Genomic DNA, 26,957 nt, shown 5'->3' on the forward strand with positions numbered 1-26,957 from the left:
TAGAAAAGAACCCGGCCGGGCGGACCCGGTCGGGTTGCGGTTACCTGCGACGGCGCACGGCGAGCGCGCTCACGCCGGCGAGCGCCAGCATCGCGGCGACGGACACCGCGACGGACACCGCGGAGCCGGTGTTGGCGAGGTTGCCGGGCTTGGCGGCCGGCTTGGCCTCGGTCTTGTCGTTCTTGTCGGTGTCGGGCTTGGTCGGCTCGTCCTTGCCGTCGTCCTTGCCGGGCTGCTCCGGTTCGGGCTCGGCCGGGGTCGCGGCCTTGATCGCGGTCTCGAGCGCGCCGGTCCAGGAGGCGACCTCGTCGGCGGTGTACAGCTTGCCGGTCAGGCCGGCGATCGCCGTTTCCTTGGCGGTCTTCAGCGCGGCGAGCGCGTCGCCGTCCGTCTTGCCGTCGGCGATGAGCTTGTCGGCCTGGGTCAGCGCCCTGGTGAGCGCGGCGGTGTCGATGCCGGTCAGGGACAGTTCCAGCGTCGGGTCGTACGTGTTGCTGTAGCCTTCGTTCCAGTCGCCGCCGAGGACGGCCTTGTTCACCTCGTACAGGTTCGTGGCGTCGGTCACGGCCTGGCGGGTTTCGGCCGGCACCTCCTTGGTCAGGGACATGCGGTCGAGGAAGTGGTCGGCGGCGGCCTTCGCGTTCTCGAGGGACATGCCCTGGCTCTGCGCGATGGCGGTCTTCGTCCAGATCAGGTTCGACGGCTTGATGTGGGTCAGGTCGTCCTCGCTGTAGGTGCGGCCGTCACGGTCGAGCGCGTACACGAACATGCCGCCGAGGTTGTGCTCGTACGAGTACGAGGCGACGTCGTAGAAGTGGCTGTCGAGGTACGGCTCGGTCGCGTCGTGCCAGCGGTTGTTCATGTCGCCTTCCTCCGGGAAGGTCAGGCCGGGCACGAACTTGGTCGAGTCGATGAACTGCTCGTACGTGGCGGCGGCCTTCGCGGTGCGCTTCGAGTCGGAGCCGTACTGCTGGTAGGCGACGTAGTCGAAGCAGTCGGCCACGTTCTCGAACGGGGCGGTGTAGCTGCCGTTGGTGTCGTACAGGAACATCGTGCCGTCCGGATCGCTCGACTTGGGGCCGATGCGCTTGGACAGCGACTTGATGACCTGGTCGGAGATCGCCACCTGGGATTCGTCCGGATAGGTTTCCATGTCGATGTCGAGGCCGTCGAGGCCGACCGAGGTCATGTACGTCTCGATGACGTAGTCGGCGTAGGCGTCGTAGTCGGCCTCGGTGGCGGTGTCGACGGTCTTGCCCTGCTCGACGATCCACTTCTTGAAGCCGTTGACCATCACGCCGCTGTAGTCGAGGCCGCGCACGAGCTTGATGCCGCGGCTGTGCAGGTACGGCGCGTAGTCGCTCTTGAGCTTGTCGTAGAACGGCTGGGCCGCGGCCTCCTGGCCGCTCGGCACGTAGCTGAACACGTTGACGACGTCGATGCCGTACGGGATGTCGTACATGGAGATCCAGTTGTCGTCCGGCAGATCGGTGTTCACGCCCTTCATGGTCACGTCGCGCCATGCGCGGTAGTACACCATGAAGTGCTTCTTGGCGCCGCTCTCGGCGACCGCCGCGGCGGGGGCATCCCCCTCCTGCGCGTAGGCGGCCGCACCGGCGGCCAGCGAGCCGCCGATCATCATCGCGGCGGCGACCACTCCGGCCGCGAGCCGCCGTCCGATGGACGGGCGTCCTTCACTGCCTTGTGCGAAACGCATATATAATCTCCTTTGTTGTTTCCTTCTATCGGGTGACAACCCGCAGCCTTGCAGGTTGCGTTGATGGCGGTCGGTATCGACGGCCGCCATCCGGGGTTGCGATGCGGTTCCGACGCGTCGCGACCCCACATTCATTTCTCCCCCTAACAGCCCCGTGGCAACGTGGCCGTAACGGGATCGGTCATGCGCGCGTCCAGCGAGCACGTCACGCGCACCTCGCCGTCTCCGGCGTCGCGCAAACGGTCGAACGGCACGCGCAACGTGACGTCGTGGCGCTCCCCCGCCGCCAGGGTCACGGTCGTCGAACCGACGAGCATGGCCAGACGCGGGATACGCCGGCCGCCGCTGACGTGCGCGAACAGGTTGAGCGATCCCGAAGCGGGCTTCTCCCCCGCCGTCACCGGGACCGTCACGACGAGGGACCGGATCTCGCCGTCCGCCGAGGCGAGCGGCGTGCCGGCCGTGACACCATTCAGCGAGCCGAGGCCGTGTCCGAACGGACGCAGCACGGGCTGCACCGCGTCCTTGTAGACGCCGGCGGCGCTTTGACGATCGTTGTACCGCACCGGCACGGCGCCCGGAAACGCGGGCAGCGTGACCGGCAGACGACCGGGCATCGTCGAGCCGTCGACAAGCGCGTCGGCGACGGCCTGCGGTCCGAACTGGCCGGCGTACCCGGACCAGATCACCGCGCAGGACCGTTCGATCACATGCGTGAGGACGTGCGCGCGTCCGCAGACGGCGACGGATACGATCGGCGCGGACGTCCGTTCGGCGATGGCGTCGAGCTGAGTGTCCTGCCCCCACGGCAGGCGGATGTCGGCAAGGTCGACGCCTTCGCCGCAAGTCGCGCCGTATTCGGCGACGGCCTTCGCCGCACCGTTGTCGTCGAATTCGCTGTCGTAGCTGCGTTCGCTGGTGCCGCCGCAGACGAACACGACCAGTGAGGCGCGCGTCCAGTCGCCGGCCGGCAGATCATCCGGCTTCGCAGCGAGCAGCACGCGGCCCGCACCGAGCCGGGAGACGAGTTCGCGGTAGACGCTCGACTGTTCGTCGGCCGGCAGCGGTGCGGTGTAGTCGCCGAGGAAGCATCCGAAGTCGTCGGCGAACGGACCGGCCACGATGACGGGGCCGAGCTGCGCACCGGCTGGATCGCGGCGTACGCGACCGATGATCGCACGCACGTCGGCGAGCGACGTGCCTGCGTCGGCACCGTCGTCGATGAGCGTGATCGCCTCGCGCGCCATGATGCGCGCCTGTTCGCGACCTTGCTTGAGCGCGGCGTCGATCGCGTCGGCGTCCGGCACGGCGATGACCGCGGCGTCCTCGCCGTCGGCCGGCAACAGTCCGAAGCGGCTTTTCAGTTCGAGCACACGCCGCAGCGAACGGTCGACCGCGGCGACGACCGTCTCGTCGTCGGCGTATTCGGCCAGATGGGTGAAGCCTTCGTCCCACAGGGACATGTCGACGCCGGCGAGCAACGCGGCGCGGCCTGCCGCGGGGATCGATCCGGCCATGTCCTCGAGACGGTCCACGGCCAGCCCGTCGGCCATGATGATGCCGTCGAAGCCGAGTTCGCCGCGCAGATAGTCCTTGAGCAGCCACGGGTTCGCGCAGCACGGCACGGAGTCGATGTCGTTGTAGGCGGCCATGAAGCCCCACGCGCCGGCGTGCACGCCGGCGGCGACCGGCGCCAGGTGGATGTCGTGCAGGTCGTGAGGGCCGAGCACGGCGGACTGGCCGTTGCGGCCGCCGACCGCCTCTCCCTGTGCGGCGAGATGCTTGAGGACGACGGCCACGCCGCCGTCGCCCACCTTGGAGCGATGCTCGCCCTGCATGCCGAGCACGATGGCCTCGCACATGCGGGCGGCCATGAGCGGATCCTCGCCGAAGCACTCCTCGCAACGGCCCCAGCGGGGGTCGCGTGCGATGTCGAGTCCGGAGACGAGTGCGATGTGGATGCCGCTGGCGGCGAGTTCGGCCGCGACGGCCGACTCGGCCTCGCGTACGCCATCCGGGTCGAAGGTGGCGCCCAGTCCGAGGTTGGTGGGCAGCACGGTGCCGCCAAGCGCCTGATGGCCGTGCGGCGCCTCTTCGCTGAGCAGCACGCCGACGCCGTGATCGCCGCGTTCGAGCACGGTCTGCTGGACGAGCGCGACCGCTTCGCCGCGTTCCTCGGGGCGGATGCCGTTGCCCCAGTGCTGGCCGGACCACGGGTCGGCGCGCATCAGGCCGTACAGCGTGCCCAGACCGCCCCACCGGTCGATTTCACGCTTGAGATAGTCGGTGGCGACAAGACGTCCGGCATCGTCGCGCGTCACGCATTTCCAGCCGAGCAGGCGTTGGTTGAGCTGACCGACCTTTTCGGTCAGGCTCATCGACGCGATGAGCCGTTCGATGGTGTTCCCCTCGACTGCCATGTCCCTCTACCTCTCTGTAGTCCAAAAGTCTTCTAGTGTCCCCAACGCCGCTCGCCTCGTACGCGACCGGCAGATCATGCGGAGTCGTTCGGACCGGCGATGCCGGGCCTGATTCCTCTCATACGCGATATCCCCTTGCATACGAGGGAAGCCGGTTGCGAGAACCTCCGCAGATCCCGCAACCGGCAGGTGTTTATTCGACGGATTCGAACGCGGGGTCGGAGACCGCCGAGTAGAATCTCGCCTTGTACGGAGCCGCATCGCGATGCAGCTCGGTGATGCCGCGCGCGGCCAGTTCGGCCGGATCGGCGGCGACCGTCGATGTGACGATGGTCGGACGCTTGCCGTCGACCTCAAGCTTCATCCACAGGTCGCAGATGGAGCCTCCAGGGCCGAGCGCGCCGCGGTTGACCGGATTGCCGGTCTCGTCCACATCCACGACGACGGCCACGTTCTTGGCCGCCGCGGGCTGCATGTCGCGGTACTGCTTGGCGAGGTTGCCGAATTCACGGCCGATCGGCTTGAGCTTGCCGGTCTCGTCGAACAGGCCGAGCGAGTACTCGAGCTGCGGGAAGTCGGCCATGGAGGACGGCACGTCGTGGGAGCACCACCAGGTGACGCCCCACAGGTTCGGGCAGTCCAGGGCCTTTTCGACCGCTCGGCGGCAGAACTCCGGAGTGTCCTCGGTGGCGAGCACGTTTTCGGGCGCACCCACTTCCTGCAGCCATACCGGACGGTCGGCCGGGCCGAACGCCTTGGCGAGTTCGGCGAGGTAGAGCGCGTACGAGTAGCACTCCTCGCTCTTGTCGCCGTAGCCCTGCGCGATGCCGTTGAACACCCACGAGTGGATGGTGGTCAGGTCGCCCTTGGTGGCGGACTGCACCGGGGTGAACGGATGGCCGTCGATGAACCACACGCCGTCGTTGACGCTGTAGAGCGCCATCGAACCGTCACGTTTGGCCGCCGGCAGCAGGGTGTCGAGCCAGGAATCGATCTGGTCGGCAGTGGCGGTCATCTTGGTCGGGTGCGGACGGTCGGACAGCTGGTTGACCTCGTTGCCGAGGGTCAGGCCCTTGAACGCCGTTTCCTTGGACAGCTCGTCGGTCATGATTTCGATGAGCTCGCGCTCTGAGCCGACTGCGTCCGGATCGGTGAACATGTTGCCCTTGTGCCAGGTGACCAGCCAGCTCGGGAGGAAGTCGAAGCTGGACAGGTGGCCCTGGAAGACGTCCACGTAGGCGTCCAGGCCGTGTTCGCCGGCGATGTGCACGACGCGGCGCACATCCTCGACGCCCTTGCGGTTGATCCAGGTGCGGTTGGGCTGCAGGTACGGCCACACCGGGAAGATGCGGACGTGGTCCATGCCCAGATCGGCGATCTGACGCAGGTCGTTGTCGATGCTCTCCCAGTCGGGGTCGAGCCACGAATGGAACCATCCAGGGGAGGGCGTGTAATCGACGCCGAATTTCATGAGTTTTCCTTTCGCGGGAATCAGCCCTTGAGGCCGCCCTGCTCCAGACCACGGAAGAAGTAGCGCTGGAAGCAGCAGAAGAAGACGATGATCGGGATGAGCGAGACGAGCGCGCCCGCCGCGATGAGTCGCGGATCCTGGATGAACATGCCCTTGAGGCGGTTCATACCGAGGGTGAGGGTGTACTTGTTCTCATCGGACATGGCGATCAACGGCCACAGGAAGTCGTTCCATGCGCCGACGAAGGCGAAGATGCCGACGACGGTCATGGTGCCCTTGACCTGCGGGACGCAGATGTGGAAGAAACGCTGCCACAGGTTGGCGCCGTCCACCATCGCGGCCTCCTCAAGCTCCATCGGGATGGACTTGAACGCGTTGGTCATCAGCAGGATGTTGATCGCGCCGCACAGGCCCGGCAGGGCGATGGCGAGCAGCGTGTTCTGCAGGTTGAGGTTGCGGATGATCAGGAACTGCGAGATCATGACGCCTTCGATCGGGATGACCATGGTGCCCATGAACAGCGCGAACACGAAGCCGCGGCCGCGCCACTTGAGGCGTCCCAGCGCATAACCCGCCATCGTGGAGAACACGACGTTGCCGGCGATGGAGATGATGCACACGATCAGGGTGTTGAGCATGTAGTGGAACACCGGGACCTGGCGGAACACGTTGATGTAGTTGTCGAGCGTCGGGGTCTTCGGGAACAGGTACGGCGGCACGGCGTAGACGTTGTCGCCCTTGCCCTTGAAGGACAGGGACAGTTCCCAGACGAACGGTCCGACGAGCAGCAGGAACATCAGGATCAGGATCAGGTACTGCACGACCTTGCCGACCGTGACCTTGCGGTGATGGTTCGGCGCGACGATATCCGCGGACATCAGTCCTCACCTCGCTTCTGAACGATCTGCTGGATGATGAGCAGCGTGCCGACGATGATCAGCACGACGATGGAGATGGCGCTGGCATAGCCGGTACGCGCCTGGATGCCGGTTCCTTCGCGCTTGATGAGCATCGACATCGTCATGTCCATGCCGCCGGGGCCCGCGGAGCCGTTGGTCAACACGTAGATTTCGTTGAAGACTCGGAACGCGGCGATGGTGGACAGCATCATGATGAGCATCATGGTGGAGCGCACGCCGGGCATGGTGACGGAGATGAACTGGCGGATCGGGCCGGCGCCGTCGAGCGCGGCGGCCTCGTACAGGGATTCGTCGATGTTGGCGAGGGCGGTCAGGTAGATGACCATGTAGTAGCCGAGACCGAGCCAGATCGTGACGAACATCGAGCTGAACAGGACGCCCCAACGGTCGGTGAGGAACGGGATCGGCTTGGAGATGATCTTCATCGCCTTGAGCACGGAGTTGACCAGACCGGCGGAATCGAGCAGGTTGGTCCAGATCATGCCCACCACGACGGCGGACATGACGACCGGCATGTAGAAGGCGGTGCGGAAGAAGCCCATGATCTTCGAGTTGCCCTTGACCAGGTTGGCGAGGATCAGCGGGAGGATGACCATGAACGGGACCACGCAGATGACGTACAGCGTCGAGTTGAGCAACGCGGTGAGGAAGTACTCGTCATGGAACAGTTTGATGAAGTTGTCGAAGCCGACGAACGTTCCCGGACGCAGCAGCGTGGAGTTGGTGAAGGCAAGCCTGAAGGTGTTGAGTGCCGCGAGGACGACGAATACGAACACGATCACGAACGCCGGCAGGACGAACAGATACGGGGCAATGACGGCGCCGAAACTGCGGTGCGGCTTCTCGTGCGTGGTATTCATCGGTTCAGGCCGGTCGGAGGCCTTGACGGCCTCCGACCTGTCAGCGGCGAATGCCGCCTTGCTCACTGGGCGAGCTTCTCGTTCGCGAACTCGACGGACTTGTCAAGCGCTTCCTTGGCGGTCTGCTTGCCCTGCATGGCGAGGGCGATCTGCTGCTGGAAGTTCTTGTAGCCGTTGTTGTCGGTGAACTCGGCCGGGCGGGAGCCGTAGCCGTCCTTGACCTGGTCGAGGGTGATCTTCAGGGCCTTGCCCTCGAGCGTGGACTCGTCGATGTTCTTGTAGTACTCGTCATCGAGGCCGCCCTTGGCGGACGGGAAGACGGAGGCCTTCTTGTCGAACTCGATCTGGTTCTTCTCGTTGGTCACGTAGCGGGCGAAGTCGATGGCGACGTCCGGGTACTTGGACTGGGCGCTGATGCCGAGCATCTCGTAGGCGACGGAAGCGGAACGGCCGTCGTTGGTGATACGCGGGCCGACGGCGAGGTTCTTGTACAGGTCCGGGGCGTTCTGCTTGAAGCCGTCGGCGGAGTAGGCGGAGCCGGCCATGGCGACGAGGTTGCCGCGCTGGAAGAGATCGGCGGCCTGGCTCCAGGAGGAGTCGAGGGCCTCCGGCGGGATGCCGCCTTCCTTGTAGAGGTTGACGAAGCGGCTGATCTGCTTGACGCCGGCCTCATCGTTGAAGGTGTACTTGCTGTGGTCGTCGTTCATGAAGGACTTGACGCCGGCGGTCATCAGATCCTCGGCGTTGTAGCCCATCGTGGTGCCCAGGTAGATGCCCTTGTCCTTGCAGTTCTTGACGATGGTGTCGCCGGCGGCGAACCACTCGTCCCAGGTGGTCGGGATCTTGTTCGGGTCGAGGCCACACTCGCTCATCAGGGAGGTGTTCCAGTAGGTCGGGCCGTCGTTGACGTACCACGGCAGGCCGTAGGCGCCTTCCTCGATGCCGTTGCCCTTCATGGTGACGGCTTCCCAAGCGCCCTCGTAGTAGTCGTCCTTGGCGTCCGGGGCCTGCTTGTTGATGTCGAGCAGGGCGCCGGCCTTGGCCAGGCCGTAGAGGATGGAGTTGCCGCCGTCGACGATGTCCGGCAGCTCGCCGCCGGCCGCCTGGCTGGACAGCTTGTCCTCGTAGCCGTCGGAAGGCGCGTCGAGCCACTTGATCTTGACGTCCGGGTGATCCTTCTCATAGGCGGCGATCAGATCGGTGAAGTACGGGGTGTACTTGTCGTTCTTGAGGTTCCAGGTCTGGAAGGAGATCTCCTTCGTACCGGAGTCCTTGCCGGTGCTGCTGTTGCCGCATGCGGCCACGGAGACGAGCATCGCGCCGGCGCCAACGATGGCTACGGCCTTCTTGACAGAAAACATGGCGTTTTCTTTTCTTTCTTTCCTTACCTAACCCCATCCCACCTTGGTTGGGGAAGCCTGTGATGTTATGAGCCCCGACGGCGGTACATCCTCGTCGCTGAGACTAAAGCGATTTAGTCGACAGCCGTTTCGAAGCTGTTCACTAAAGCGGTTTAGTTATAGGATAGCATGCCGATGGCAAAAAGCAAATTCAACGAACAAACCGGTCCGATACGGCGTGTCCCTTGAAATTCCAAGGAAATGCAAAGTCTCTCCCCCGCCTTTCCCATGTCGAATCAAACATTTTTCATTTGTTTTTTCGATGCGAAACACCGCAAACGATATAAAAAACGGTCTTCCGCAATGATGCGGAAGACCGTGTGGCACCTATGGCGTTGTGGTCCGCCCGGCAACGGGGCCGGCCGGACCACAACGCCGTGCCGGTTATCGGCGAATACGCAGAATGGCCAGCTGGAACGGGGCGAGGCTCACCGCCGCGCCTTCGGCTGGACGCGGGCCGTCGGACGCGAACGCGCGCGGCAGATCGGCCGGCAGATCGGCCTCCTCCATCACGCCGACCTCCTCAACGTTCGCGCCGGCGAGCGCGTCGTCGACGTGCAGCGTGGCCTTGGCGTCGCCGCCGGCGGCCTCGTACAGGCGCACGATCAGGTCGCCGGAACCGTCGTCGGCGAGCTTGACCCAGTCGAGCACGACGGCGCCCTGCGTGTCGGACAACGACACCAGCGGCTTGAACGCGGGTAGTTCGGCGATGGCCGGGCTGTTGATGCGCGCGGCTTCGGCGAGCACGGCGTCCATCGTGGCGTCGGCCACGACCGACCATGCGAACGAGTGCTCGCCCTGGTCGGTGCGCGGATCCGGGTACAGCGGCGCGCTCAGCAGCGACAGGCGCACCATCGTGCCGCGACCGGCACCGTGGGCGGCGTCGCCGTGGATCGGACTCACGTCGGAGCCGTACGTGGACGCGTTGGCCACGGCCACCGCGTAGCCGGCGTCGGCGATGCGCACGAAGCGGTGCGTGCAGCTTTCGAACTTGGCGTCGTCGGAGCGCGTGTTCTTGTTGATCGGGCGTTCGACCATGCCGTACTGGCATTCGTACTGCGCGTTGACGGCCTGCACGCTGACCGGCAGGTCGACCTTGAGGAACTTCTCGGCGGCATGCCAGTCCACGTCCGCCGCGAAGTCGAGCGAGGACGCGCCCGGCCGCAGCGTGATGCGCGTGCGGATCTCGACGCCCTGGGCGCGGGTGACGACGTTCGCCGTGACGGCGCCGTCCGGGGCCGTCTCCACGCCTTCGAGCGTGGCGTCGGTCATCGTGTTCGCCGCGAGGAAGGCGTCGCGCTGGATGTCCCAGGCGTCCCAGTGGAACGGTTCGTCCTTGAGCAGCTCGTAGCGGCCGAGCTTGGCTCCGGCCGGCACGAGCTCGCGGTTCGAAGCGAGGTCCGTGATCGAGGTCACGGATCCGTCCGCCTCGACGCGTACGCGCAGGCGGCCGTTGTCGAGCACGGTCGTCTCGCCGTCATGTTCGACCGTCACGGACGGCTTGCCCGCCGGCACGGCGACCTGTTCGGCGGAACGCACGGTCCACGCCTCGCAGGCCTCGCGCGAGTACGGCGTGATGACCGCGTCGGCGACGCGCTCGTCGGCCGGTTCGACTGCGGCGATCGCGGCGCCGGCCTCGGCGGCCAGCTCACGCAGGCGGGCGATGTCGCGGGCGTATTCGGCGCGCGCCTGGCGGTGCACCCAAGCGATTGCGGAGCCGGGCAGGATGTCGTGGAACTGGTTGAGCAGCAGCGTCTTCCAGATGCGGTCCATCTCCTCGCGCGGGGCGACGTAGTCCGGGTTCTTGACCGTAGCGGCGGCGATCAGGTATTCGGTCACGCGCAGCATGGCTTCCTCGTTGCGGCAGCCGCGCTTCATGTCCTGCTGGGCGGTGAGCGTGCCGCGGTGCAGTTCGAGGTACAGCTCGCCCTTGAACACCGGGGTCTCGCCGTCGGCGTCGTCCACGATGTCCTTGCGCACGCGGTCGAACAGCTGGTCGGGGGTGCCGAAGTCGACCTTCGGCGCGCCCGCCAAGTCGTGGTCGCGGCGGATGCGCGCGGTCATTTCGCGGGTGGGGCCGCCGCCGCCGTCACCGAAGCCGTAGAGCATGATCGCATTGCGCGACAGGTCCTTGTCGAGGAAGTTGCGCTGCGAGTACACGAGCTCGTGCATGCTCATGGACGAGCAGTACGTGTCGGACGGCGGGAAGTGGGTGAGGATGCGGGTGCCGTCGATGCCTTCCCACATGAACGAGTGGTGCGGGAACTTCGTGGTGTCGTTCCACGAGATCTTCTGCGTGAGGAACCAGTCGAATCCGGCGCGGCGGGCGATCTGTGGCCAGGAGCCGGTGTAGCCGAAGCTGTCCGGCAGCCAGATGCCGCGGGGTTCGATGCCCAGATGCTCCTTGAAGTAGCGGCGGCCGAACGTGATCTGGCGGACGAGCGACTCGCCGGAGGGGATCATGTTGTCGGATTCGACCCACATGCCGCCGACCGGGATGAACCGGCCTTCCTTCACGCGCTTCATCATGCGCTTGAAGATGTCCGGATGCTCGGTCTCGAGCCATTCGTACTGCTGGGCGGAGCTCATCGCGTAGGTGAAGTCCGGGTCCTCGTCCATGAGGGCGAGCACGTTGGCCACGGTGCGGGCCACCTTGCGGCGGGTCTCGCGCACTGGCCACAGCCATGCGGAGTCGATGTGCGCGTGGCCGACGGCGACATGGTCGATCGCGCTGGACGCGGCCGGCTCGGCGAGCACGCCGGCGAGCGCCTCGCGGGCGGAGGCGAGGGTGCCGTCGATGTCGCGTTCGTCGTAGCGGTTCAGGGAGCGCTGCAGCGCCTTGGCGAGCTGCCAGTAGCGCGGATCGTCGTCCTTGAGCTCGCGCATGAGCGAGGAGACGGTTTCGAGGTCCATGTAGTAGCCGAACACGTCCTTGTTGAACACGGTGACGTCCATCTGGGACAGCGTGTACGGGAAGTCGCGCGTGCCGGTGGCCCTCTCGCCGAGTTCGGTGGGCGAGAACGGGGTCGGGCCTTCGACGAACGGGTTGGCGGCGGCCTCGATGTAGACGGTGAAGTTGCCGTCGGCGTCGAGGTCGACGGTGCTGGTGCCGTCCTCGTAGACGAGCGGGATCCAGTGGTTGCGCGGGTTCGCGGTTTTGATGGCGGTGCCGTCGGCGCGGTAGACGAGACCTTCGGCCTGGAAGCCCGGTCCGCGGTAGTCGAGCCAGCCGAGGTTGACCTCGAGTTCGACCTTACGGCCCTTGACGGCCTCCAGATCGATGCGGCCGGTGACCTCGAACCAGGTGGTGCCCCAGGTGGTGCCCCACACGCCGGGGACGGAGAACGGCTTGAACTCGACTTCGCCGGCGCGGACCTTGGCGAGGAACTCGTCATACGGCTCGGGCTCGCCGGGGTTGTCGAACGAGCGCAGCGTGCAGGCGCTGAGCGTGGTGTGGATATGCGGTTCGAGACGCTGCTGCATGACGCGGTTGCAGCGCTCCAACTGCTGATTCGGCAAGAGGAACATGGATGCGCATCTCCTTAAATGCGGTGTCACGTATCGATTCACGTGCGATTCGCCGGTCTGGGCCCGCTCGCCGCGGCGCCGTGCCGCGATGATCGGGTTCAGGTGCGACGGGCTGCCAACTTCGGCAACTAAATCGCTTTAGTTATCGATGATACAGGGAACCGTCCCCTTGTCAACGCGACACGACCGGCCCCCGCGCGTCCCAACGGCCGGGAATCGCCGCCCCGCAACCGGGGCAGCGCCCGTCGGCGGTCAGGCGGTACCCGACGATGTCGTACCTTTCACGCGCGATCAGCGTCATTCCGCAGCCGGGACAGTACGTGGCCGCGCCCACGGGATCGTCCACGTTGCCGGTGTATACGAACCGCAGCCCCTCCTCCATCGCGATCCCGCGGGCGCGCGACAGCGTGGCGGGAGGGGTGCGCGGCACGTCGCGCATTCGATAGTCCGGATGGAACGCGGAGAAATGCAACGGCACGTCGCGGCCGCAGTGTTCGCGGATCCACGCGCATTCGGCATGCAGCGACGCGTCGCCGTCGTTGTACCCCGGTATGAGCAGCGTCGTCAGTTCGACCCAGGCATCCGTCTCGTTGCACGCGTAATCGATCGTGTCGAGCACGTCGCGCAGCCGTGTGCCGGTGACGCTGCGGTAGAAATTCTCGGTAAAGCCCTTGAGGTCGATGTTCGCCGCGTCCATGACCGCGTAGAAATCCTCGCGCGGCCCCGCCTCCATGTAGCCGGCGGTCACGGCCACCGCGGCGATGCCACGGCCGCGGCAGGCCTGCGCCGTGTCGATCGCGTATTCAGCGAAGACGATCGGATCGTTGTAGGTGAACGCGACCGACCGCGCGCTGTACTCGACGGCGACTTCGGCAATCCGCTCCGGCGACGCCTCGACGGCGAGCGTGCTCCACCGGCGCGACGCGGAGATCGACCAGTTCTGGCAGTATCGGCATGCGCTGTTGCATCCGGCCGTGCCGAAGCTCAGCACCTTGCTCCCCGGATGGAAATGGTTGAGCGGCTTCTTCTCGATCGGATCCATCGCGAAGCCCGAGCTCAAGCCATAGGCGTCGAGCATGATCGTGCCGTGATGGTTGGAGCGCACGAAGCAGAAGCCTCGCCGGCCGTCGCGCAGCGTGCAGTGGCGCGGACACAGGTCGCATTGCACACGGCCGTCCGGAAGCCCGTGCTGCCAACGGCCGATGGCCGGACTCCGGTCTTCCGGCGGGATAGGGGGCATTGGATCACGCGCGCGGACATCGGAGTCCGCGGACGATTCCGTTGCCGTCGCGTTCATCGCGTCGCCTCATCGAACGCGGTCACGGCGTATCGTTGGCAGATCATGCTGCCGTCATGCCAGTCGTATGACGCCGGCAACCCGGCCTTGCGCAGCAGGTGGCCGACGAACTCGTGACAATCGGTCAGCTCCGCCCATACCTGCGGCAGGAAGGTGGCGCGATGGCCGCGGCCGTCATCGAGGATCAGCCCGTCGCGGCCGGGTTCGAGCATGCGTTCCAATGCGGCGCGGGACGTCGCGGACATCGGCTCCGGGTCGGACAGCACCGACACTTCGACGGCGATGTCCGGATACTCGTCGGCGGTGACCGGCAGGAACCGGGGATCGTGGACGGCGGCGTCGATGGCGTGTTCGGCGATGTCGCGGCCGAGCGGGCGATAGGCTTCGAGCGTGCCGATGCAGCCACGCAGATGGCCACGCTTGGTCAGGGTCACGAAGCTTGCGCCCGGCCGGTTCAGTTCGGGATGGGCGGTGACGAGGTCGGCCGGCGTGGGATCTGCGGGCTTGGCGAGGCCGAGATGGTGTTCGAGCGCGGCTCGGGCCAGGCGCGGCAGCACCGTGTCGTCATGGTCCGGCAGGTTGGCGGCGCCGTCGGCTGCGCGACGGCGGCCGGCCCCGGCACGTATCGCCTCGCTCCCCTGCATGTCATGTTCCCATGCGGCGAACGAGGCATAGCCGACCACCGGGGTATCGGGATCGCGCATCGCAGGACGGTCGGCATGCCGCCCATCGACGGCCGCGAGCGCTGCTTTCCCATCGTCGCCCGAGGTCGAACATCCGAGGAACCGCAGCAGCAACGCCTTCTCCCGTGCGACGGCCAGCAGCCCGTTGACCGGGTACGCGCCGCACGCGCGGCTCGGGCGAATCGTCGGATCCCCCGAGGATGCGATGTGCGCGATGGTCCGGTCATCCAAGTCGCGGGCGACCGATTCGGGATGGTAATGCGACAGGTCGGAACTGATCACGATCACCGTCTCGGGGCCTCCCCATAGGGCCTGGATCACGGCGCCGACCTCGACCGGGGTCGCGTCGCCCGCATTGAGCGGCACGATGGTCAGATCGTCGCCGAGCACGCGTTGCAGGAACGGGATCTGCACCTCCACCGCATGCTCGTGCGCGTGGGTCGCGTCGTTGACGCTCATGGACGGCACGGCGGCGATCGCGCGGCGCTCCGCGTCCCGGTCGATCGGCACGGTGCCGAGCGGGGTACGGAACGCCGATGCGGACGGGCAGGCCACACCACGTACGGCGACGCGGTGTGTCGGTCCGATGATCACGGCGCGGCGAATCGTGCCGCGGCCGCGTTCGAGCAGCGCGTAGGCGAGCGCCGCGGTCGTGCCGGAGTACACGTATCCGGCGTGGGGCACGATCACCGCCTTGGGAGCACCCTGCGGGAGCCGCTTTGCGAATCCGGAATCGCGCAGCAGCGTGCGGGCGTAGTCCAGCTGCCGGTCGACCATCGCGCGCAGTTCATGGGCATCGGACGGATAGAACGAGCCGGCCACGGCGGCCGGACGGACATAGGTCGATTCGGGCAAGGTACGAACGGCCTCCTCGCCGCCGTTGCCGCCGAATCCATTGTGGAACAACCTCATCATGGCAACCACCTCTTCGACTTCCATCGTAGTCGAATCAGCGGTGGCGGGGTTCTCCTTTCGTCCGCGTCGGCCTTTGCCCGAGCCCGTCAATGACAGGCGTTTTGCGAACCGTGAGGCAGTTTTCACGTCTCGCAGCCGTCTTTCTCAAAACCGTGAGGCAGCACGTGGTCGAAGGAACCCGCCACAAGCACCCATATTGGCCTTTGAGGGCGTGTATAGGAAGGATGGCTGCCTCATGGTTTTGAGAAAGACCCGTGCAATGGACGAAAAACTGCCTCACGGTTTCAAGAAAGGTCCGCATCGATCACGGCAGCTGCAGCTCGGGTTCGGACGGATGCCGTTTGCGCCACCACGCCTGCACGTAGTAGGCGGCATAGCAGGCCACGATGAACAGCAGCTCGGCCACGAGCGCGAACCGCTGCTCCTTGTCGAAGAAGACGAGCAGGAACGAGGCGGTGCACAGGACGAACGCGCCCCACGACGTGTACGGATAGCCGGGAGTACGGTATTTGAGCTCGTCGGCGGTATGCCCGGAAGCGAGCCAACGGCGGCGGAACACGATCTGGCAGTAGGCGATGGCGATCCACACCACCACCGCGGACAGGCCGGACAGCGCCACGAGCACGAGGTACACGGTGGATGCGGCGATCACGGAGGACAGTAGGGCCAGCAGGCCGCCGGCCATGGCCGCGCACAGGGCGAGCATCGGCACGCCGCGGCGGTTGGTCTTGGCGAACCAGCGCGGGATCATGCCCTCGTTGCCCATCGACCACACCATGCGGGTCGAGGCGTACAGGCCGGAGTTCGACGCGGACAGCACGGCCGTCAGGACCACGAAGTTCATGATGTCGGCCGCGTACGGGATGCCGATGGAGTTGAACACGAGCACGAACGGGCTTTCGCCCACGCCGGCCTCGCGCCACGGGATCAGCGCGCACATGACGGTGATCGAGCCGATGAAGAACAGGACGAGACGCCACAGGGTGGTGTGGATGGCCTTGGGCACGGCCGTTTCGGGGTCGCGCGTCTCGCCGGCGGTCACGCCGATGAGCTCGGTGCCGGAAAACGCGAAGTTGACGGTGAGGATCGTGGCGAACACGGGCATGAAGCCGTTCGGGAAGACGCCGTCCTTGACGAGGTTGCCGAACAGGGGCGCATGGTCGTATCCGGAGATCGGCACCGCGCCGAAGATGGCGAGCAGGCCGATGGCGATGAACGCGCAGATCGCGAACACCTTGATCGACGCGAAGATGAATTCGGCTTCGGCGAAGAACCGCACGGACAGCGCGTTCGCGGTGAAGATGAGCGCGATGCATGCGGCCGACCATATCCAGGTGGGCGTGTGCGGGAACCAGCGCTGCATGAGCAGGCCGGCGGCGGTGAATTCGGAGCCGAGCGCGACCGTCCAGGTGAGCCAGTACTGGATGGCGATGACGAAGCCGGTGCCCGGACCGATGAACTTCTCGGCATAGACGTGGAACGAGCCGGTGACCGGCATGGCGACGGACAGTTCGCCGAGCGTGAGCATGACGAGGTACACGATGAGCGCGCCGATGCCGTAGGCGAGGATCGTGCCGATCGGGCCGGCCTGCTGGATGGTGTAGCCGGAGCTCAGGAACAGTCCAGTGCCGATGACGCCGCCGAGGGAGATCATCTGCAGGTGTCGCGACTCCATGCCGCGTTTGAGATTCGTGTGCAGCGCATGCTTGCGGTTGGCGGACGTGTCCGTGGACGGGTTCGGCGTCTGCGCCGAGACATCCGGAATCGGTTCGGAGGAAGGGTCGGTGTCGGACTGGCTCATGCTGTTCTCTCTGCTGTCGATACGATGATGGCCATCAGAAACGGCCCAGAACAGTATACGGGGCAGTTTGACCAGCCGGGCCATGCACTCCCCGCCGCTCAGTGTTCGACGTGGTAGAGATTCATGCCTCCTTCGCTGATGTCGGCGGTCGGCCGCTCCCCCAGCCGCAGGTCGACGTGCAGTCGGCGACCGGAGTCCTCCCCCGTGCCGACCACGTCGTACGAGTACGCGAGATTGGCTACATGGGTCGGCTCCACGCGGGCGCCGGCCATCCACGGGTTGCGCCTGCGGACCGAGATCAGGCCCTGCAGCAGGCGGAACATCCATGCGCCGTCGCCGCCCAATCCGTCACGGTTCGCCGGGAACATCGGCCGCACCGCGTCGTCGCCGCCCATCGCGTCGGCCTTGACGCCGCGCCACGCCTGTTCGTCACCATAATAGATGCACGGCACTCCCCCGACCGTGAACAGCACGGTCATGGCGAGCGCCGCCTCCGCGCCGCCGATCTGGCTGACGATGCGGGTCACGTCGTGGTTGCCCACGAACGTGAACGGCGTGAATGCGTCCATGAACTCGTTGTGCCGTTTGAGCGCCCAGTCGAGCTCCCAGAAATTGCCGGCCTTGATCGAACTCCAGACCGCCTTCCACAGCTGGTATTGCGTGATCGAATCCAGACCGGAGTCGCGTACGATCGCCGGATAGTCGCCGTGGATGACCTCGCCCATGAACCATGCGTGCGGGAATTCGCGCCGCACGTCGGGCAGCACGCGCGTCCAGAACGCGGGCGGCACGGCGTATGCCGCGTCAAGACGCCACGCGTCGACGCCCCGGCGCATCCAGTGCCGCATCACGTCGGCGACGAGCCGCGCCACCGCCGGATCGTCATGGTTGAAGGAGGGAAGGTCGCCGTTGCCTTCGAATTTCGCATAGTCGGTCGCGGTACCGGTCGTCGCGTCGCGCTCGATGCGGAACATGCGGCCGGCGCCGGCGTCGCCGGCGAGCGCGGATCGGAACAGGGCCGATTCGCGGCCGATGTGGTTGAACACGCCGTCGAGCATGATGCGGATGCCGCGCTCGTGGCATGCGGCGACCAGCCGATCGAACGTCGAGTCGTCGCCGAGACGCGGGTCGATACGGAAATAGTCGGTCGTGTCGTAGCCGTGGCTGGTCGAGGCGAACACCGGGTTGAGCAGCAGGCCTTTCGCGCCGAGGTCGATGAGGTAGTCCAGCCACGACGTGATCATGTCGAGTCGCGGCGTGAGCGCACGTTCGGCGTCGTTGCCCGGACGGATGGGCGCTCCCGTGAAACCGAGCGGGTACACCTGCCACCAGATCGTGGTGAGGTTCGGGTCATTGGTCATCGCATCCCTCCTTGCGTCGGCGTATGCCATTGGTTCCAGCATACGGCCGGCGCGGGGGATTTACGGTTTTGCCTGTCCCGTCAGTCATCGGGACAGGTGGGTGGTCATGCGATCGGCGGATGCTCCCACTGGTCGGTGTCGGCTTCGGCCGGACCGTGGTTGTAGTCCATGAGCCGCCAACGCAGCGTGCCGTCGGGAAGGTCGACGGGCACGAACCGCGCCCAGTGGGCGTTGCGCATCGACATGACGTCGGTGAACTCGGGGTGCACCCGATCGAGGCCAAGCAGCATGATCGTGGTCTGCATGATGCACGATCCATGAGAGAACACGAACAGGTCGGTGTCGTCGCCGGCGCGGTGAGCCCAATCGTTCAGCGCTTCGACGCCGCGCGCGCCGACGTGTTCCTTGGGTTCGCACCCGTATTCGAGTTCGCCGCCGCGGAATTCGGCCCACGAACGGTACGCCTCCGGGTACTGGCGGGCGATCTGCGCCACCTCCATGCCTTCCCACTGGCCGAAGTTGCGTTCGCGCACACGCTGGTCGAGGTGGACCTCAAGTCCCAGCGGATCGGCGAATGCGTGCGCTGTGGCGGCGGCGCGGCTCAGGTCGGATGCGACGACAAGCTGCTTGCGATCCTGCCCCTCGACGTACAGTGCGGCGAGCGCGGCGCCGGTGCGGGCGACCTGCCAGCGGCCGGTCTCGTCGAGCGGAATGTCGATCTGGCCTTGGAAGCAGTGACGCACGTTGTATGACGTGCGCCCGTGGCGAACCAATGTGATCGAGCGGACATGCGTGGTTGCGGTCATCCGATGGCTCCTTCCCCATTGATGAACGATGCCGATTGGACGATGTTCGACGCCGGAACGCACCGGAACGCCGACATGCCGGAATCAGGCTTCCGGTTCGTCCGTATCGTCCGAGGCGGCCGAGCCCGCGCTCTCCTCGGGATGCGCGAGCTGGAGGTCGACGGTCGGGCAGTCGCGCCACAGACGGTCGAGACGGTAGAATTCGCGGGCCTCCTCGTGCATCACGTGGATGAGGAAGTCGCCGTAGTCGAGCAGCACCCACTGGGCTTCGGTCAGCCCTTCGCGCGAACGCGGCTGGCGCTGGCCGTCCTTGAGATACAGGTCCTTTTCGACTTCCTGCGCGGTGGCGAGCACCTGACGTTCGTTCGACGCGGTGGCGACGAGCATGAGTTCGGTGATGCCGAGCAGGTCGCTTACGTCGTAGGCGACGACGTCGGTGGCCTTGAGCCGGTCGGCTGCGGCTGCGGCGATGCGGATGGCGTCGATGGAGTTCTGCGCTGCGGTCAATTCCCTGTCTTTCTGTTGTCGGGTTCGGTGTCGGATCGGGTAAATCGGTGTTCGGTCGGAGTGTCGGCCGTCGTCGGGGCGCCTCAGCGTTCCCACTTGGGCTTCCAGCCCTCGACGTTGTGCTGCGTGTTCTCGGAGTAGACCATCGTGTCGTCGGGCACGGCGTGGCGGATCACGGAACCGGCGCCGGAGGTCACGTTGTCGCCGACCTCGACGGGTGCCACGAGCAGGTTGCCCGCGCCGATGTGCGCGCCGGAGCCGATGCGCGTCTTGTTCTTGTGCACGCCGTCGTAGTTGGCGGTGATGGTGCCGCCGCCGACGTTGGTATGGTCGCCGAGCGTCGCGTCGCCCATGTAGCTCAGGTGCGGCACCTTGGTGCCGTTGCCGATATGAGCCTTCTTCATTTCGACGAATGCGCCCGCCTTGGATTCCTCGCCCAGGTCGTTGCCGGCGCGCAGGTAGGTCCACGGACCGATGTTGGCGGCGCGTCCGATGTGCGATTCCTGCACGCGGGAACGTTCGACCACCGCTTCGGCGTCGATGGTCGCGTCGATGAGCGTCGTGTACGGTCCGATCACGGCGGCCTCGCCGACCGTGGTGTGTCCCTGCAGGAAGCTGCCGGGCAGGACGGTCACGTCGCGCGACAGCACGACGTCGTCCTCGATCCAGGTGGTGTCGGGGTCGAGGATGGTCACGCCGGAACGCATCCAGGCCTCGCACACGCGGCGGTTGTGTTCGCGCGAGAGCGCGGCGAGCTGCACGCGGTCGTTCACGCCTTCGACGCTTAAGGGGTCGGGCGCGGCGAAGGCGCCGACGTTGCCGGCCTCCTTGGCGGTCTCGAGCGCGTCGGTCAGGTAGAACTCGCCCTGCGCGTTGTTGTTCTTGAGGCCGGCGATGGCCTTGGCGAGCACGGCGGCGTCGAACACGTACACGGACGTGTTCACCTCCTGCACCGCCAGTTCGCTGCGGTTGGCGTCGCGCTGTTCGACGATGCGCAGCACGTGTCCGTCGCGGTCGCGGATGATGCGGCCGTAGCCGGTGGGGTCGTCGAGGATCGTGGTGAGCACGGTCGCGCCGTTGCCGCTGGCCTCGTGGAAGGAGATCAGTCCGCGCAGCGTCTCGGAATCGAGCAGCGGCATGTCGGACGCGGCGATGAGCACGTAGCCGTCGAGCTTGCGCTCGGCGGACAGCTGGGCCATGGCGCACTGGACGGCGCGGCCGGTGCCGGGAATGTCGTCCTGATTGACGATTTCGACGTCCGCATGATAGGAGCGGGCGGCGGCGGCCACGCGCTCGGCCTGATAGTGGACGACCACGGCGAGCGTGTCCGGTTCGAGTGCGGCGACGGAATCCATGACGCGGTTGAGGAAGGTCTTGCCGGCGAAGGTGTGCAGCACCTTGGGGTTGGCGGAACGCATGCGGGTGCCTTCGCCTGCGGCGAGGATGATTGCGGCGGAAAGGGCCATCGAAAATCTCCTGTTCAATTTCGCAATGAAAAAACGCCCGACCGCTATCCGTGACGCATCGCAACGTGTGCGATGGGCCACGAACATGCCTGTCGGGCGTTCGGCGAGCTCCCCCACCTGGACTCGAACCAAGACAAAGGGTTCCAAAGACCCGTGTGCTGCCATTACACCATGGGGGACCGGCGGAAACGGGTTTCCGCCAAGTGTTTATTATGCCATACGCCCGCTCCCCCAGCGTGTCGCATCATCGGATGCAGACCGGGGCGAGGCGCAAGGCCCGTCGTCACGCGAACAGGAAGCCCTGCCCGTGATGTTCTGGATACGTGTCGAACAGCTCGGCCACGGAGCCGTCCTCGAACACGGCGCGGATGGCGCTGGCCAGCAACGGCGCGATCGACAGCACGGTCAGGCCGTCCCAGCGCTTCTCCTCGGGGATCGGCACGGTGTCGGTGAGCACGACCTCGCGTGCGCCGCAGCCCTTGAGCCGTTCGATGGCCGGACCGGACAGCACGCCGTGCGTGGCGACCACGGTCACGGACTTCGCGCCGGCATCGGCGAGCACGTGGCAGGCGCCGGCGATCGTGCCGGCGGTGTCGATCAGGTCGTCGACGAGCACGCAGTCCTTGCCGGCCACGTCGCCGACCACGCGGTTGGCGACCGCCTGGTTCGGACGGGTGATGTCGCGGGTCTTGTGCACGAACGCGAGCGGGCCGCCGCCGAGACGCTGCGCCCACTGCTCGGCCACGCGGATGCGGCCGGCGTCCGGGGAGACGACGGTGACGTTGTCGAGCTGGTTCGAGAACCGGTCGCGGATGTAGTCGACGAGCACCGGCATGGCGATCAGATGGTCGACGGGACCGTCGAAGAAGCCCTGCGACTGGGCGGCATGCAGGTCGACGCTCATGATGCGGTCGGCGCCGGCGGTCTTGAGCAGGTCGAACACCAGGCGGCAGGAGATGGGTTCGCGGCCGCGATGCTTCTTGTCCTGACGGGAGTAGCCCAGCAGCGGGCACACGGCGGTGATCGAACGGGCGGATGCGCGCTTGAGCGCATCGATCATGATGAGTTGCTCCATGATCGACTTGTTCACCGGCAACGCATGGGATTGAAGCACGAACACGTCCGCGCCACGCACGGATTCGGTGTATCGCACGTACATCTCACCGTTGGCGAAATCGTATGCGGTGGTTTCCAGCACGTCGATTCCGAGCTGTTCGGCGACGTCCGCCGCCAGCTTCGGATGGGTGCGGCCGGTCACCAGGATGAGGTTCTTATCGGGCTTTCCTTCAAGGATTGCGCTCACCATATCTCCAAACGTTCGGCTTCGTTGAAGTGACTGCACTCATAGTAACCGTCCGCGCCGACCGGGACGGGGGCGCGTGTTCATCGTCCGTTCACGGCCGCCGACGAGGCGCCGGCCGAGGCCGCAGGCCTATCGGTACAGGCCGTGCTTGCCGATGTATTGCACCACGCCGTCCGGCACGAGGTACCATACCGGCTCGTTGTGTTCGGCGCGGCGGCGCACGTCGGTCGAGGAGATCGCCAGCGCGGGGATCTCGAGCGTGTCGACCTTGCCTTCGGGCAGGCGGACGCCCTCGGGCGAGGAATATCCCGGCCTGGTGACCGCGACGAAGTGGGCGAGGTCCCACATGTGCTCGGCGTCCTTCCACTGCATGATCTCGGCGACCGCGTCCGCGCCGGTGATGAAGAACAGTTCCGCGTCCGGATGCTGCGTCCGGATGTCGCGCAGCGTGTCGATCGTGTACGTGATGCCCGGCCGGTCGATGTCGACGCGCGAGACGGTGAACTTCGGGTTCGACGCGGTCGCGATCACGGTCATCAGATAGCGGTCCTCCGCGTTCGTGACCTTCTTGTCGAGCTTGAACACGGGACGGCCGGTCGGCACGAAGATCACCTCGTCCAGGTCGTACACCCAGGCGACTTCGGAGGCGGCGACCAGATGCCCGTTGTGGATCGGGTCGAACGTGCCGCCCATGATGCCGATGCGAGGCCGGTCATGCCGGTTGCCGCGCGTGGACAGGCGCCAGCGCGGCGTGCCGGTCACGGAGCTGACGGCGTTGACGCTGTTCTCCACCGTGCGCTCCGGCGACAGGTCGGACATGCGACGGGACGGTTCGCCGGCCTGCATGCCGGCGTCGACGGCCCCGCTCATGCCGCCCGTCCTTCCGTGTCCTGTTCTCGGTCGGCGTCCTTCGATTCGCGGGCGATCTCGCCGGCGGTCGTATCGGATTCCTGCGGGTCGATCTTGCCCATGTCCTCGTCCCATTCGTCCTGTACGACGCGGCGGATCTCCGCGAACGTCGGCAGCGCGAAGTCGGGCTGGTACAGCCGGCGCACCTCGGCGACGCGCTCGGTGACGCGGATCAGCGTGTCGGTCATGCCGTCCACGTCGCCTTCGCGTTCCATCGCGGAGAATTTGCCGATGTACTGCTCCATGAGCTCCATCTGCTCGCGCACCGTACGCAGCTGGTCCTCCGTTAGGTCGGTCACGTCGGACGAATGCTCGTCGGGCCAGCCGATGAGCACCGCGTCGGCGTATTCGAGCGACGCGCGCTGCGCCGCGGAGGCGATGCCGTCCTCGATCTGCACAAGGAACACGTACCGCACGATGCTCAGGCGCTCGGCGGCGATCTTCATGCCCAGCCTCGGGTCGGTCAGGTCGATGTCCGGACGCAACGGCTTGTCCACGAGCACGCCGTCCTCGGTGGTTTCCATGGCGGCTGCGTCCGTGGCCGTCGCGTCGCCGGCGTTCGTGCCGTCCGCCCGTTCCTGTTCCTGCATGATGGTGACGTCCTCCTCGCTCATCGTCTCACCTGCCCGGTTCCGTAGCCGATCCATTTCGTCGTGGTCATCTCGCGCAGTCCCATCGGCCCGCGCGCGTGCATCTTCTGCGTGGAGATGCCGAGTTCGGCGCCGAAGCCGAACACGCCTCCGTCCGTGAATCTCGTGGACGCGTTGACCATGACCACGGCCGAGTCGATGCGGCCGGTGAACTCCTCAATCGCGGAATAGTCCTCGGCGATGATCGATTCGGTGTGCCCGGTGGAATGCGCGTTGATGTGCGCGATGGCCTCGTCCAGGGAATCCACGACCTTGACGCCCATCGTCAGCGCGAGGTATTCGGTGTCCCAGTCCTCGTCCGTCGCGGCGAGCAGGTTGTCGCCGCCGGTCAAGCCGTCGATGCCGGCCGCATCGATGATGCCGTATGCGGCCTCGTCGGCGTGCAGTTCGACGTTCGCCTCCGCGAGCGCGGCGGCGATGGCCGGCAGGTAGTCCGCGGCGACGTCGCGGTGGACGATGAGCTTTTCGGCCGCGTTGCATACGCCGACGCGCTGCGTCTTCGCGTTGAGGATGATCGGGATGGCCTTGTCGAGGTCGCCGGACCGGTCGACGTAGATGTGCACGTTGCCGGCGCCGGTCTCGATGACGGGCACCTTCGAGTTGCGCACGACGGCCTGGATGAGTCCGGCTCCCCCTCGCGGCACGAGCACGTCGATGTGGCCTCGGGCCTCCATCATGGCGGTGGCGCCGTCGCGGCCGTATTCGTCGACGGTGTCGACGAGCGACGGGTCGAAGCCGTGCTCGGCGATCACGTCGCGGATGACGGCGAGGGTGGCGGCATTGGTTCGTTCGGCCGCATGTCCGCCGCGCAGGATGGCGGCGTTGCCGGATTTGAGGCATAAGGAGGCCACGTCGACGGTGACGTTCGGACGGGCCTCGTAGATCATGCCGATGACGCCGAGCGGTACGCGGGTCTGCTGGAGGCGCAGGCCGTTCGGCAGGTTGTATCCCCGGACGATCTCGCCGACCGGATCGGGCAGGGTGGCGACATGGCGCACGCCCTGCGCGGCGGCGGCCACGCGCGGCACGTCAAAGAGCAGCCGGTCGAGCTTGCCGGCGTCCATGCCGGATTCGCGCGATTCGATCATGTCGAGCTCGTTGGCTCCGGCGATCTCGTCGGAGCGGGTCTCGAGCGCGTCGGCGATCGCGTTCAGCAGTTCGTTCTTGGCCTCGGTGTCGGCCTGCGCGAGTCCCCGCTGGGCGCGGGCGGCGGCGTCGGCCTTCGCGCACACCGCGTCGAATACGGGCTGCGGCACCCGGACCTCTTCGCTATTCGTCATACCCACACCTTAGCGCAAGTCGGCGTCAGCCAACGTCATCCGAATCGGAGGAGCCGTGCGCCGAGCGGTTCCCGGCACACGGCTCCTCGAACGAATCGTCCGTCGGACCGGTCAGTGGACCTGGTCGAGCCCCGGGTAGAGCGGGAAGTCCTCGACGAGCTTGTCGACGCGGGCCTTGAGCGCGTCCACGTCGGCGGACGGGCCGGCGGCGAGCGCGGTGCCGATGATGTCGGCGACCTCCTCGTACTCCTTCGGCCCGAAGCCGCGGGTGGCGAGCGCGCTGGTGCCGATGCGCAGACCGGAGGCGACGGAGGCGGGTCGCGGGTCGAACGGCACGGTGTTGCGGTTGATGGTGATGCCGCACTGGGCGAGCAGGTCCTCGCCCTGCTTGCCGTCCATTTCGCTGTTGCGCAGGTCGACCATGACGAGGTGCACGTCAGTGCCGCCGGTGAGCACGGAGATGCCGTTGGCCTTCACGTCGTCGGCGGTCAGGCGTTCGGCGAGGATCTTGGCACCGTCGAGGGTGCGCTGCATGCGGTCCTTGAATTCGGGGGTGCCGGCGACCTTGAAGCTGACGGCCTTGCCGGCGATGACGTGCATGAGCGGGCCGCCCTGCTGGCCCGGGAAGACCGCGGAGTTGAGCTTCTTGGCGTACTCCTCCTTGGCGAGGATGAAGCCGGAGCGCGGGCCGCCGAGGGTCTTGTGGGCGGTGGAGGACACGACGTCGGCGTACGGCACGGGGCTCGGATGCAGTCCGGCGGCGACCAGACCGGCGAAGTGCGCCATGTCGACCCAGAACTTGGCGCCGACCTCGTCGGCGATCTCCTTCATTGCCTTGAAGTCCTCGATGCGCGGGTAGGCGGACCAGCCGCCGATGATCATGGCCGGGTGAGTCTCGAGGGCGCGCTGGCGGATGATCTCCGGGTCGATGCGGAACGTCTCGGGGTTGACGCCGTAGGCTTCGGCGTGGTAGAAGCGGCCGGAGAAGTTGATCTTCATGCCGTGGGTGAGGTGGCCGCCGTGGTCGAGGGCGAGGCCGAGCACGGTGTCGCCGGGCTTGACGAGCGCCTGGTAGACGGCGGCGTTGGCCTGTGCTCCGGAATGGGGCTGCACGTTGGCGTATTCGGCGCCGAAGAGCTCCTTGGCGCGGTTGCGGGCGATGGTCTCGAGCTTGTCGACCTGTTCGCAGCCGCCGTAGTAGCGGCGTCCCGGGTAGCCTTCTGCGTACTTGTTGGTCAGGACGGAGCCCTGCGCCTGCAGGACGGCGCGCGGCACGAAGTTCTCGGAGGCGATCATCTCGAGACCGTCCTGCTGGCGATGCAGCTCGGCGGTGAGGATTTCGGCGATCTCGGGATCGGCGTCGGCGATGGGCGCGTTGAACGCGTCGGTGGGGGTCTGGGCGAGCGGTGAGGCAGTCATCTGCGCTCCTTTGTTCAATCAATACCTGTCCCCGCGGTTGCGGTTGTGCATAGTGTAGAACCCCGTTACGTTACGGCACGGTTGCGTCTCACGTTTGCGCGTCCGGCGAGGTGCCTCATTTGAAAATGAGCGCGTAATCCGGAGTGGTGCCTCACCTGTGGTGAGCGTGAAATCCTAGTCCGCGTCGGCTTGTGGGGTTTCGTCGTCTTCCGGTTCGACGCCCGCGATCCGGGCGAGCGTCTTG

At 66.3% G+C, this 26,957-nt stretch carries 19 protein-coding genes and 1 tRNA gene; all 20 read right to left on the reverse strand.

Annotated elements, in window-relative coordinates; genetic code table 11:
- Positions 1 to 40 precede the first annotated feature (40 nt).
- Positions 41 to 1,717 (reverse strand): endo-beta-N-acetylglucosaminidase, encoded by a 1,677-nt coding sequence (locus tag GFD25_RS03230; RefSeq protein WP_163229934.1) that lies wholly within the window; start codon positions 1,715 to 1,717, stop codon positions 41 to 43.
- Between the two features lie 143 nt (positions 1,718 to 1,860).
- Positions 1,861 to 4,137, reverse strand: coding sequence for a glycoside hydrolase family 3 protein (locus tag GFD25_RS03235; protein ID WP_163229936.1), 2,277 nt, complete (start codon positions 4,135 to 4,137; stop codon positions 1,861 to 1,863).
- Positions 4,138 to 4,330: 193 nt separating this feature from the next.
- Complete coding sequence (locus GFD25_RS03240; RefSeq protein ID WP_163229938.1) at positions 4,331 to 5,608, reverse strand: glycoside hydrolase 5 family protein; 1,278 nt, start codon at positions 5,606 to 5,608, stop codon at positions 4,331 to 4,333.
- A 20-nt stretch (positions 5,609 to 5,628) separates the two neighbouring features.
- Complete coding sequence (locus tag GFD25_RS03245) at positions 5,629 to 6,486, reverse strand: carbohydrate ABC transporter permease (RefSeq protein WP_163229940.1); 858 nt, start codon at positions 6,484 to 6,486, stop codon at positions 5,629 to 5,631.
- Positions 6,486 to 7,454, reverse strand: coding sequence for an ABC transporter permease subunit (locus GFD25_RS03250; protein WP_163229942.1), 969 nt, complete (start codon positions 7,452 to 7,454; stop codon positions 6,486 to 6,488). The genes GFD25_RS03245 and GFD25_RS03250 overlap by 1 nt, the downstream gene beginning before the upstream one ends.
- Positions 7,451 to 8,749, reverse strand: coding sequence for an ABC transporter substrate-binding protein (locus GFD25_RS03255; protein WP_163229944.1), 1,299 nt, complete (start codon positions 8,747 to 8,749; stop codon positions 7,451 to 7,453). Before GFD25_RS03255 ends, GFD25_RS03250 begins: the two co-directional genes overlap by 4 nt.
- 423 nt (positions 8,750 to 9,172) lie before the next feature.
- The gene (locus tag GFD25_RS03260; RefSeq protein WP_163229946.1) at positions 9,173 to 12,316 is read right to left on the reverse strand and encodes an alpha-mannosidase; all 3,144 of its coding nucleotides are present in this window, start codon (positions 12,314 to 12,316) and stop codon (positions 9,173 to 9,175) included.
- A gap of 172 nt (positions 12,317 to 12,488) precedes the next feature.
- Positions 12,489 to 13,556 (reverse strand): AmmeMemoRadiSam system radical SAM enzyme, encoded by a 1,068-nt coding sequence (amrS, locus tag GFD25_RS03265; RefSeq protein ID WP_239512373.1) that lies wholly within the window; start codon positions 13,554 to 13,556, stop codon positions 12,489 to 12,491.
- Positions 13,557 to 13,609: 53 nt separating this feature from the next.
- Entirely contained in the window at positions 13,610 to 15,211 is a 1,602-nt protein-coding gene (gene amrB, locus GFD25_RS03270; protein WP_239512374.1) for an AmmeMemoRadiSam system protein B, read from the reverse strand.
- Between the two features lie 304 nt (positions 15,212 to 15,515).
- Complete coding sequence (locus GFD25_RS03275) at positions 15,516 to 17,012, reverse strand: amino acid permease (protein WP_338024612.1); 1,497 nt, start codon at positions 17,010 to 17,012, stop codon at positions 15,516 to 15,518.
- A gap of 98 nt (positions 17,013 to 17,110) precedes the next feature.
- Positions 17,111 to 18,373 (reverse strand): alpha-amylase family protein, encoded by a 1,263-nt coding sequence (locus GFD25_RS03280; protein ID WP_163229953.1) that lies wholly within the window; start codon positions 18,371 to 18,373, stop codon positions 17,111 to 17,113.
- A 104-nt stretch (positions 18,374 to 18,477) separates the two neighbouring features.
- Positions 18,478 to 19,179, reverse strand: coding sequence for a histidine phosphatase family protein (locus tag GFD25_RS03285; RefSeq protein WP_163229955.1), 702 nt, complete (start codon positions 19,177 to 19,179; stop codon positions 18,478 to 18,480).
- Between the two features lie 84 nt (positions 19,180 to 19,263).
- Positions 19,264 to 19,686 carry a ribosome silencing factor gene (gene rsfS, locus GFD25_RS03290; RefSeq protein WP_163229957.1) on the reverse strand — a complete coding sequence of 141 codons (423 nt, stop codon included), beginning with the start codon at positions 19,684 to 19,686 and terminating at the stop codon, positions 19,264 to 19,266.
- 83 nt (positions 19,687 to 19,769) lie between these two features.
- Positions 19,770 to 21,152 (reverse strand): bifunctional UDP-N-acetylglucosamine diphosphorylase/glucosamine-1-phosphate N-acetyltransferase GlmU, encoded by a 1,383-nt coding sequence (gene glmU, locus GFD25_RS03295; protein ID WP_163229959.1) that lies wholly within the window; start codon positions 21,150 to 21,152, stop codon positions 19,770 to 19,772.
- 108 nt (positions 21,153 to 21,260) lie between these two features.
- Positions 21,261 to 21,331, reverse strand: a tRNA-Gln gene (locus tag GFD25_RS03300).
- 104 nt (positions 21,332 to 21,435) lie between these two features.
- Entirely contained in the window at positions 21,436 to 22,458 is a 1,023-nt protein-coding gene (locus tag GFD25_RS03305; RefSeq protein WP_163229961.1) for a ribose-phosphate diphosphokinase, read from the reverse strand.
- 126 nt (positions 22,459 to 22,584) lie between these two features.
- A complete protein-coding gene (gene nadD / locus GFD25_RS03310; RefSeq protein WP_163229963.1) occupies positions 22,585 to 23,325 on the reverse strand; it encodes a nicotinate-nucleotide adenylyltransferase in 741 nt (246 codons plus the stop codon).
- Positions 23,322 to 23,888 (reverse strand): phosphoribosylglycinamide synthetase, encoded by a 567-nt coding sequence (locus GFD25_RS03315; RefSeq protein ID WP_163229993.1) that lies wholly within the window; start codon positions 23,886 to 23,888, stop codon positions 23,322 to 23,324. Before GFD25_RS03315 ends, nadD begins: the two co-directional genes overlap by 4 nt.
- Before the next feature lie 86 nt (positions 23,889 to 23,974).
- Positions 23,975 to 25,294 (reverse strand): glutamate-5-semialdehyde dehydrogenase, encoded by a 1,320-nt coding sequence (locus GFD25_RS03320; protein WP_163229965.1) that lies wholly within the window; start codon positions 25,292 to 25,294, stop codon positions 23,975 to 23,977.
- Positions 25,295 to 25,405: 111 nt separating this feature from the next.
- Entirely contained in the window at positions 25,406 to 26,713 is a 1,308-nt protein-coding gene (gene glyA / locus GFD25_RS03325; protein ID WP_163229967.1) for a serine hydroxymethyltransferase, read from the reverse strand.
- Positions 26,714 to 26,957 lie beyond the last annotated feature (244 nt).

This window comes from Bifidobacterium aerophilum, assembly GCF_010667685.1.
In the GTDB taxonomy this organism is placed as follows: Bacteria; Actinomycetota; Actinomycetes; order Actinomycetales; family Bifidobacteriaceae; genus Bifidobacterium; species Bifidobacterium aerophilum.